This is a genomic window from Streptomyces sp. NRRL S-337 (genome assembly GCF_000720175.1).
Classification (GTDB): domain Bacteria; phylum Actinomycetota; class Actinomycetes; order Streptomycetales; family Streptomycetaceae; genus Streptomyces; species Streptomyces siderophoricus.
The window spans coordinates 1-9,662 of record NZ_JOIX01000136.1; the positions used below are offsets into that span (position 1 = coordinate 1).

At 69.7% G+C, this 9,662-nt stretch carries 7 protein-coding genes, 1 tRNA gene and 1 pseudogene; 2 read left to right on the forward strand and 7 right to left on the reverse strand.

Annotated features, from left to right (window positions below; genetic code table 11):
* The 5 genes and pseudogenes from IG62_RS0140265 to IG62_RS0140285 all read right to left on the reverse strand — a co-directional run.
* Positions 1 to 381 (reverse strand): annotated as a pseudogene (locus tag IG62_RS0140265) (mobilization protein); the annotation flags it as partial.
* On the reverse strand, positions 378 to 938 hold the full coding sequence (locus IG62_RS0140270) for a MobC family plasmid mobilization relaxosome protein (RefSeq protein WP_030816068.1): 561 nt from the start codon (positions 936 to 938) through the stop codon (positions 378 to 380). The gene IG62_RS0140270 and the pseudogene IG62_RS0140265, both read right to left, overlap by 4 nt.
* Before the next feature lie 345 nt (positions 939 to 1,283).
* Positions 1,284 to 2,054, reverse strand: a complete 771-nt coding sequence (locus IG62_RS0140275) for a DUF2637 domain-containing protein (protein ID WP_037840482.1) — start codon at positions 2,052 to 2,054, stop codon at positions 1,284 to 1,286.
* Between the two features lie 461 nt (positions 2,055 to 2,515).
* Positions 2,516 to 3,679 (reverse strand): DUF3631 domain-containing protein, encoded by a 1,164-nt coding sequence (locus tag IG62_RS0140280; RefSeq protein WP_420711192.1) that lies wholly within the window; start codon positions 3,677 to 3,679, stop codon positions 2,516 to 2,518.
* Positions 3,680 to 4,027: 348 nt separating this feature from the next.
* Positions 4,028 to 4,258: a hypothetical protein gene (locus IG62_RS0140285; RefSeq protein ID WP_030816076.1), complete on the reverse strand. Its 231-nt coding sequence runs from the start codon at positions 4,256 to 4,258 to the stop codon at positions 4,028 to 4,030.
* Between the two features lie 95 nt (positions 4,259 to 4,353).
* On the opposite strand from IG62_RS0140285, the gene IG62_RS0140290 reads away from it, so the two are divergent.
* A complete protein-coding gene (locus IG62_RS0140290; RefSeq protein WP_030816078.1) occupies positions 4,354 to 5,043 on the forward strand; it encodes a transcriptional regulator in 690 nt (229 codons plus the stop codon).
* A complete protein-coding gene (locus tag IG62_RS0140295) occupies positions 5,040 to 6,542 on the forward strand; it encodes a site-specific integrase (RefSeq protein ID WP_030816081.1) in 1,503 nt (500 codons plus the stop codon). Before IG62_RS0140290 ends, IG62_RS0140295 begins: the two co-directional genes overlap by 4 nt.
* 112 nt (positions 6,543 to 6,654) lie before the next feature.
* On the opposite strand, the gene IG62_RS0140300 is transcribed toward IG62_RS0140295, so the two are convergent.
* Positions 6,655 to 6,727 (reverse strand) — tRNA-Lys (locus IG62_RS0140300).
* Between the two features lie 183 nt (positions 6,728 to 6,910).
* Entirely contained in the window at positions 6,911 to 9,205 is a 2,295-nt protein-coding gene (locus IG62_RS0140305; protein WP_030816085.1) for a DEAD/DEAH box helicase, read from the reverse strand.
* Positions 9,206 to 9,662 lie beyond the last annotated feature (457 nt).

Consider the following 9,662-nt stretch of genomic DNA (forward strand, 5'->3'; position numbering starts at 1 on the left):
GTGGCGGACGGCGATCCAGCGGCATGCCAGATCGTCGCCTTCGGGCGCGACGCCGGCGGCGGCCACGATGCGCTGGGCGATCTCGCCCCATTCGGCATCGGAGAGGTAGCGGTCCTCGGGTGCGGCGCGGACGGGGCAGTGCCAGACGTGATCAGTGATCTTCTTGCCGAACTCGCTGTTGCGCAGCCGTACGGGCTCGTCGAGGTGGCGGGCGAGTTGGGTGAGGGTGGCGTTCTCGTCGCGGCCGGGGTCGGGCATGCCGAGCATGGCGAAGCCGGCGACGAGGTGCGGGTCGAGGTGTTCGTCGTGGCGACCGGGTCCATAGAGGTAGGTGAGCAGACCGCGGGTCTTGGAACCTGGTCGCTTGATGGCTGCGATCATGCGGAGACTTCTTCTTCCGGGTCGGCAGGCTGGCGCAGGGCCTCGGCGATCAGTTCCAGCAGGCGGTGGAGTTCGTCGAGGCGCTGGCGTATGTCGGGTGGGGTGAGGTCGCTGTTGAGGGCGCGGGCGATCTGGTTGACGTTGACGCCGATGCGATTGAGCTGGCGCAGGACCTGGGCTCGGAAGATGTGCGTGCGGCGGCGGTCCTCTGACAGGGGCAGGTTGGCGGTGAACCGGCCGGTGAGGAAGGCCAGGACGATGTCAGCGGCGAAGCCGGATTCGCCTTTGTAGCCGTGGTCGGCGGCGGCCTCCTGGAGCTGGATGTGCTCGTCGCCGGTGAAGCGCAGGGGGCCGACGCGGATGACGCGCTTGGTACCGGTGAAGCGGCGGATCGTGGGCTGGACGCTCTGCACGGTGGGCTCGCCAGCATCAGTGGCGTTGGTGCTTGTGGTGCGGAGGATTTCGCGCTGGGCGGCGTGGAGCTTGTCCGGCTCGGGGCCGCCCTCGGCCCCGACCTCCTGGTCCTGCGCCCCCTGGCGCTGGGCCGTCTCCGCCACCCCTGGGGCGGAGATACCCGAAGACCGGCCTTGAGTCGGACTCGGGGTACTACTGGCTCCGCCAGGGGCCGTCCTTCCGAACGCGCGGCGCAGACGGTCCATCAGTCCGCGGGACTTCGTCAGCGGCAGTGGCTCGTCGAGGGCGTCCTCGGTGTGGTGTGGGCCATGCGTCATAGGTGGTTCTCCAGAAGGGACGAGCGGGCAGGCGAGCTGCCGGGGCGGTCCGGACAGAATCCAGGCGATCACCACCCCGTCCACAGGTGTGGACATGCAGGCGACAAGTGGGGCCGTGACCGGCCGGGTGGGTGACCGGAAGGGGTTCCGGCCACCCACTGGGGCAAGTGGTCAGTCGTTATCTGGACCGGTGTCGGCAGCGGCTTCGAACTCGGGGCGGAGGACGTCCATCACCTCGGTCAGCCGTTCCCCGCTGACCGTCAGTCCTTTGTCCTGTACGGCCTTTCGGACAATGGCCCGGGTGACTTTTCCCTGCTCGGCAGCGGCGATACGACCGATCTCCACGAGTTCCTCGACCGTGGCACCAGCCGGGCGGCCCCCACGTGGCTTGCTGTCCGATTCGCGGAGCTGAGGTTTCGGCGACTGGGCGGAACTGCCAGCCGGTGGCTCACTGGCGTGAACAGCAGCATTGGTCGCTGACTCTGGTGCCTCGTCCAATGCCGGTCCCGGTCGGCCGATCGGCCGGTCGACGAGCTGGTGGATCTGCCGCATCAGGACGCCGAAGGCCAGCAGCGCAGCGGTCGGCGGTACGGCAGCGACCACATAGTCGAGCAGGGGCTTCGCTCCGGGCCCGCCGGCTCCGCTGACCCCGGCTACGTTCAGCGCGATGGAACCGACCGAACCGGTGGCCGTGAGGGCGATGGCCCACCCGTCGGTGACCCGTCGCAGGCCCGCGCGAAGCATCAGCAACTCACCCGCGACGATGAACGCGTCCAACGTCGCGGGCCAGGTCCATTGGCGTACGGGGGAACTCTTGAGCCCGTGCTGCCCGGCGACCTCGGCAAGGTGCGCGTAGGAGAGCCAGAAGCCACCGGCGGTCAGGGCGACGATGACGATTCCCGCCGCGACGAGCGCATACTGCTCGGCGCTCTGCTTGGTCATCACCAGCTGCCCTCCTGAGCGAGGAGTGCGGGACCTACCGGTCTCTTGATCGGTGTGGTCGGCGGGTGGTGCGAGGGTGGTCAAGCGGGGTTCTCCTGTGGTGGTGGCATGGTCCGTCTTGGCCGTTGAAACCGCAGGTCAGAGCAGGTACGGCACAGGTGCTGGCGTTCCGTCTCGGCGGCGGTGCCGACGTATTGCGGCACCGCCGCCCTGGGGGTGGAACATGGGGGCTATGGACGGTTCGTATCCGTCTTCCGTCTTGGCCGAAGCCCCTGTGACCTGCGGCGATACGGCTGGGACGCCTAGGACGGCACAAGACGGATGTGGGAGACGTCCTGGCGGCCAGCGCGCCGTTGGTGATCGCGTTGCCGTCTTGGGCCCGGCTGCCGTCTTGCCTGCATGCCGTTTGACCTGCGGGATCACGGCAGGGACGGCAAGGACGGCAACCGGAGGGGCGGGTCTCAGCCCGAGCTGGGCGCGGGGCCGGCGTCGACCGGGTGCACGGTGGGGCAGTAGCGCCGCCACGCGTCGAGGAACTTGTTGCGCATGTAGCCTTTGCGCTGCGTCCCGTCGGTCATGCGGACGTTGCCGGACCTGATGCCGAACTCGCGCAGCATCGCGCTCAGGTCACGGGCACCCAGCCCGTTCCGCCCCCACTCGGCCCACGGGCTCTCCGCGTCTTGGCGCAAGTGGTGGAGGAGCTCCTCGGTGGAGAGGCTGTTGACCTCGCGCTGGGCGACGAAGACCCGGCGGATGTCGGCGAGGATCCGCGCTCCGCTGGGGTGCTCCTCCTCGGCCGCCGCCTCGGCAGCGACCATCTGCGCACACGCCGCCCGCGCCAGGCGAGGCCAAGGCCCGGCAGCGAGGTCCGCGACGATCACCAGGGGCTCCCAGGTGTCGGCGGCGCGGTCCTCGACCGGCATGACCGGCTCCAGGTCAGCGGCCTCATCCAGCAACGGCCGGGCCCATGCAGCTATGCGGTCGCGCAACTGGTGGAGGGCCGGGGTGTCGCGGCGGGAGCGGAAGGGGCGGACGGTCTCGCCCTCGGCCCGGCGGCGCATGCGGATGACCACCGACCGGTCCATGATCGTGTCCGGCAGGTCGCCGATCCCCGCAAGAGCCGCCATGGCGAAGGTCTCGAACTTGCGGGGCGTGTGGTCGTTGCCCACCACCCGCGTGACGTAGCGGTTGCGCTGGTGACCGGCATTGAGCAAGCCGCGCATCTCCTCGTTCTTCTCCGCCATCTTCGGCGTGCCGAAGATCGTGTCGGCCTCGTCCACCAGGAGTGTGGGCGGCTCCTCCGTGATCGAGCGGAAGACCGCCGCCGGGGTGGTGTTGATGGTGAGCATCGGCTCGTGCACCGTCTCGGTCAGCACGTCCAGCAGCCGTGACTTGCCGCAGCGCTTTGCCGGTCCGACCACCGCCAGGCGCGGAGCGTGCTGCCACGCGGGCTGGAGGTGGGTGGCCGCAACCCACAGCGTGACGGCGTCCAGCGCCTGCTGCGTGGGCAGGATCACGAACCGGGCTATCTGCGCACGCAGTTCGTCCAGCAGTGCAGAGCCCTCGGTCGGCTCCGGATCCGGGGCCACCTCCTCGGCAGGGTCAACGGCCTGCGCAGAGCCCAACGCTGCGTCCTCGGTCGCCGGGGCCGCCTCGGGTGTGGAGTGGTCTCGTCGGCCGGGCACTGCAACCGGAGGCCACACCGCTTTGCCGGCTGCGGAATAGGGCTCAGGTGCCGTAGGTTGCACGGGGCAGCTCCTTACCGGTGACGTCGGGCATGCAGGCCCAGGTCACCCGGGTCGTTCGTGGAATGCGGGCAGTGGAGTGTGCTGGGCCTCCGGCGTTGGCCCGCCGGAGGCTTCCTCGCTTCCTTGGCCGGGGCGAGGGAACACGGACAGTACGTCCACGCCTGTCCACAGTCCAGCGATTCTGTGTCAGCTCAGCGCAGAAACGCCTGCTACAGGCACGCCCGATCACGCGGCAAGGCCCAGCAGCTCCAGCAGATCCGCCGTCACGACCCGGTACGCCTTACCCAGCCGCAACACCTTGCACGGGTACTGACCCTGCTTCGCCAGCGCATAGCCCTTGCTACGCCCCAGGCCCAGCGCCCGGTTGCCAGTGTCCAGGTCAATGGCAGCGGGCAGCGCCAGCAGCTCCTCCCGGCTCATCCCGAACGGCTTGCAAGTGATCTCGTCCTCACGCATGCGGCGCTTCCTCCATGACTGAGCCCTCGGCGAACGCGACGGTCACGTCCGGCTCCAGGCCACTCAAACCAGGATGGCGGAGCTAATGTGTCTTCATGACACAACGCGATTTCGATGCTGAGTACGACGACGAGGACAACGTCCCTGAGTGGACCGACCACGTGATGGCCACCGTGGCCACCGAGGTCCGACGACGCCGGAAGGAGCTACGGATGAGCGCCCAGGACCTGGCCGACGCCTGCGCCGAGCTCGGGCACCCGATCCCCCGCAACGTCATCGCGAATATGGAATCCGGCCGCCGCGCCACCCTGCCCCTGGTCGACGTCATGGTCCTGGCCCAGGCACTGCATACGAATCCGATCTGCCTGATCTACCCGATCGGATACGTCGCCGAGGTCCAGCGACTTCCTTACGAGCATCGGATTTCCCCATGGGACGCCATGCACTGGTTCACGGCTCATGACAGCGGCTACCTGGCCGACCACGACATGCTCCGCTACCAGCGCGAGCACATCGCGGCCCTCACCGAGGCCCGCGCCGCGATGTTCAGCGAGGAATGCGCGCGAGCCACAGGTGAACGGGCAAGCAACGCCACAGAGCGGGCCCAGGCTTTCCGCGATCGGGCCGCGGCCATCGAGCGGCTCGAAGCGGCCAAGCAACGCCTGCGCATTGCCCGCTCCTTCATCCGCCGCGACCGCGGCCTCCTCCCCTACCTGCCGCCCGAGCTCACCGACATTGACCTGCCCCACTCCGACCACACCATCACCGAGGAGAACGACCTTTGAAGGGCTCCACCCACCGCCGCTGCTACTGCCGCGACCCCAAGACCGGCAAACCGCTCGGCAAGAAGTGCCCCAAGCTCTCCAGCCGCAAGCACGGCTCCTACTCCATCCGCCAAGAACTCCCGCCACGCGAAGACGGCGCCCGCCGCTCCTTCAGCCGCGCCGGCTACGAGACGCTCAAGGAGGCCCAGGCCGACCTCGACCACGTTCGGGCCCTGCTTGGTCTTCCTGACACCGACGATCCTGAAGGAATGGCCCAGGTAGCCGCGCTGCTGGAGAAGGTCGGCGACGAAAAAGCTCCCCTGCCGGACATAGAGGAGACCCGTCGGCGCCTCAACCACGGCCTGGACCTCACCAACCGGCTCACCGTTGGCGATTGGCTCGACACCTGGCTCGCCTCCAAGCGCGTCCGCAAGTCGACGCTGGACCGGTACACGAGCGACGTTCGGGTCCACCTCAAGCCCCGCATCGGGCATGTGCGGATCGATCGCCTGCGGGTCCGGACAGTCGCCGACATGTTCACGGCGATCTCCGAGGCCAACGCCGAGATTCTCGAACAGAACTCTGCGCGTCGCGCCGCATTGGACGAGCTCGCAGCCACCCCCTGGAAGGGGCTGGAGAACCGAGCACGCCGTAAGGCGATCAAGGGGGCCATCGACGAGATGCCACCCTTCCGCAAGACCACGGGCCCCACCGCGCGTCGGCACATTCGCAGCACGTTGCGGGCGGCCCTCAACGACGCGATCGCCGAGCAGCTGATCACCTTCAACCCAGCGGCTCACGTCAAGCTGGAAGCGGCCGAGCGCCCCAAGGCCCTGCTCTGGACCGCCGAGCGCGTCGCCCAGTGGCGCCAGACGGGCATCAAGCCCTCGCCTGTCATGGTCTGGACGCCTGAGCAGATCGGGCAGTTCCTCGACTTCGTCGCCAAGGATCGTCTCTATGCCATGTGGCACCTCATAGCCTTCCGGGGCCTGCGGCGGGGCGAAGCCTGCGGACAGCCGTGGTCGGAGACGAACCTGGACGCCGGCTCGCTGGCCGTGACCGCCCAGCTGGTCCAAGACGGATGGGAAGTCGCGGAGTCGGTGCCCAAGACGTCCAGCGGCTTCCGTACCGTCCCCCTGGACGACGCGACGGTCCGCGCTCTCAAAGCCCACCGCGCCCGCCAGGCGAAGGAGCGTCTGAAGTGGGGGACGGCGTGGGTGGATACCGGTCGCGTCTTCACCAGTGAGGACGGATCGTGGCTCCACCCGGGCAAGGTCACCGACCTGTTCGAGCGGCTTGTCACCGCGTCAGGTCTTCCACCGGTACGTCTCCACGACCTTCGGCACGGCGCGGCCACGCTGATGCTCGCTGCCGGGGCGGACATGAAGGTGGTCCAGGAGATGCTGGGTCACTCGTCGATAACGATCACGATGGACATCTACGCGAGCGTCCTTCCTGAGCTGGCCAAGGAGGCCGCGGAAGCCGCAGCAAAGCTCGTCCCTCGGAAACCGGCCGTGTAGCGCGCTCACGCATCGCTCACGCAATCGGCTGATCAAGAGGAAGCGCCCCGGCTAGGGTAAGTAGCCGGGGCGCGTTCTTGCAGGTCAGCGCCCTACGAGAGGGCTGGACCGGTGGGCCATCAGGGGCTCGAACCCTGAACCAATGGATTAAAAGTCCACTGCTCTGCCAATTGAGCTAATGGCCCGCACCGAGCAGCATAGCCCGAGGACGTGCCGCAGCCCGAAGGCATTACCGAACGGCCAGGTCACAGGGGTGCCGCGGACCGTGCGACGGGCCCTTGGGCGGGGCTCCTCGACCGTACAACGCACCGGGCCCGTACGGCACTTGCGTGCGTACGGGCCCGGTGAGGAGCGGCGTCGGTCAGCGATCAGCCGTTGCGCTTCCAGCGCGGCTTGTCCTCGCGGCGGCCGTAGGAGCCGGCGGGGGCGCCACGGTGGTCGTCACGGCGGCCGTAGGGGCGGTCACCGTTGGAGCGGTGGCCACCGGTGGAGGGGCGGCCGCCGGAGCGGTCGTCGCGGTTGAAGGGCCGGTCGCCGCCGCCGGAACGGTAGCCGCCGGAGCGGTCGTCGCGGTGGAACGGGCGGCTCGGGCGGTCGCCGCGGTCGCGGTTGAAGCCGCGGTCACCGCGGTCACCACCGCGGTCGAAGGAACGGCCACCGGCGCGGTCGCCCCGGTCGTCCCGGCGGAAGCCACCGCGGTCGTCACGACGGTCACCACCGCGGTCGAAGGAACGGCCACCGGAACGCTCGTCCCGGTTGAAGCCACCCCGGTCGTCACGACGGTCGTCACGACGGTCCCGGTTGAAGCCACCCCGGTCGTCGCGGCGGTCACGATCGAAGGAACGGCCGCCGGAGCGGTCGTCACGACGGTCACCACCGCGGTCGAAGGAACGGCCACCGGCGCGGTCACCGCGGTCGTCCCGGCGGAAGCCACCACGGTCGTCACGACGGTCACGGTCGAAGGAACGGCCACCGGAACGCTCGTCCCGGTTGAAGCCCCCACGGTCGTCGCGACGGTCGTCACGACGGTCCCGCCGCTCGAAGTTGCCGCGGTCGTCACGGCGGTCCGAGGGGGCCGGGCGACGCTCGTCGGCGGCGCTCCGCTCGGCGGCGGCCTCGGCGGCGACCTCCGCGGCGGCGGTCTCGGCGGCGGCGGCCAGCACCTCGGCCGGGTCCTCACCGCGCTCGCGGGCGGCGCGGGCGGTCAGCCGGTCGGCCTCCTCGCGCAGCTCGGCGGCCCGGCGCTGCAGTCGCTCCAGCTCGCGGGTGAGCTGGGCGACCTCGCGCTCGGCCTGCTTGGCGGAGTTGTTGGCGGACTCGGCCTGGACCTCGGTGAGCGAACGGGCGCCGGTGATCCGGGCGACGTCCTCGTCGAAGGTGCCGGAGCCGACGATGTGCCGGGAGGCGTCCACACCGGCGTCCTCCATCAGGCGGAAGATCTGCCGGCGCTGGTGGGGCAGCGAGAGCGAGACGACCGTGCCGGACTGGCCGGCGCGGGCGGTACGGCCCGAGCGGTGCAGGTAGTCCTTGTGGTCACCGGCCGGGTCGACGTTCAGGACCAGGTCGATCCCGTCGACGTGGATGCCGCGGGCCGCGACGTCGGTGGCGACCAGCGCGTTGACGTAGCCGTCCTTGAAGTCCGCGAGGACCCGGGTGCGGGCGCCCTGGGTCATGCCGCCGTGCAGCGCGTCGGCCTTCACGCCGGACTCGACGAGCTGCTCGGCGATGCGGTCGGCGCCCAGCTGCGTGCGGACGAAGATGATGGTGCGGCCCTTGCGGGCGGCGATGGCGGCGGTGACCGGCGCCTTGTCCTTCGGCTTCACGACCAGGACGTGGTGGGTCATGGTGGTGACGTTGCCCTGGGCGCTGTCGACCTCGTGGCTGACCGGGTTGGTCAGGTAGCGCTTGACCAGGGTGGAGATCTCGTTCTCCATCGTGGCGGAGAACAGCATCCGCTGGCCGCCCTCGGGCACCTGGTCGAGCAGCTCGGTGACCTCGGGCAGGAAGCCCAGGTCGGACATCTGGTCGGCCTCGTCGAGGACGGCGACCTGGACGTCCGCCAGGGAGCAGGCGCCGCGGTTGATGATGTCCCGCAGCCGGCCCGGGGTGGCGACGAGGATGTCGACGCCGCGCTCCAGGGCGTAGATCTGGTTGCCCATGGACGTACCGCCGCAGACGACCTTCATCTTCAGGCCGAGCACGTCGCCGTAGGGCTGGAGGGCGTCCGCGACCTGCATGGCCAGCTCACGGGTCGGGGTGAGGATGACGGCGCGCGGCTTCTTCTTCTCGGTGCGGCCGTCGGCGAGCCGGGCCAGGGTCGGCAGACCGAAGGAGAGGGTCTTGCCGGAGCCGGTGCGGCCGCGGCCGAGGATGTCCTTGCCGGCCAGCGCGTCCGGGATGGTCGCGGCCTGGATCGGGAAGGGGGTCGTCACGCCGTTCTGCGCGAGCTTGCGCACGACGCCCTCGGGGAGGCCGAGGTCGGCGAAGGTGAGGGCGTCGGTGTCGGCCTCGGCCTCGGTGTCGGTCTGGACATCGGCCTCGGTGTCGGCCTGGACGTCGGCAGCGGTGTCGGCGTCGGTCGTGACCTCGGTCACCTCGGCGGCCGGGCGCTCGTCCTGCTCGTCGTGTGCGGGCATGACGGACTGATCAGTGGAAATGGACATGCGAAATGCGAAACCTTCCGGAGTCTCGGCACGCGCCCAAACTCCGTGTGTTTCACACGACCGCCTCAATGCGGTCAGCCACGGCAAGGGAGAGAACGCGCCACGCGGCGCGCTTCTTTTCTGGCGCCGGGCAAATGGGATCAAACGATCTACCACCATACGCACTCCGCCCCCCGGATGGCAAATGAGCCGCTGACCAGGGCTTTCGGGCCGGACTCCGGGCCTTCCCGGTCCGACCCCGTGCTTTTGCGGCCGCGCTCCCCGCCTCCGCTTCCCCCGTCAGCCCCCCGTCAGCCCCCGCTCAGGCCCCCTCGTCCATGGTGCCCGGATCCCCCGGATCCCCCGGCTCGGCCAGCGACGACATCGGCGAGACCGGGGAAGGTCCGGACGCCTGCGCGGTCGGCGGCGGCGGGGTGCTCGGCGGCGGGGTCGGGGCGGCGGTGGGGGTGCTGGGGGG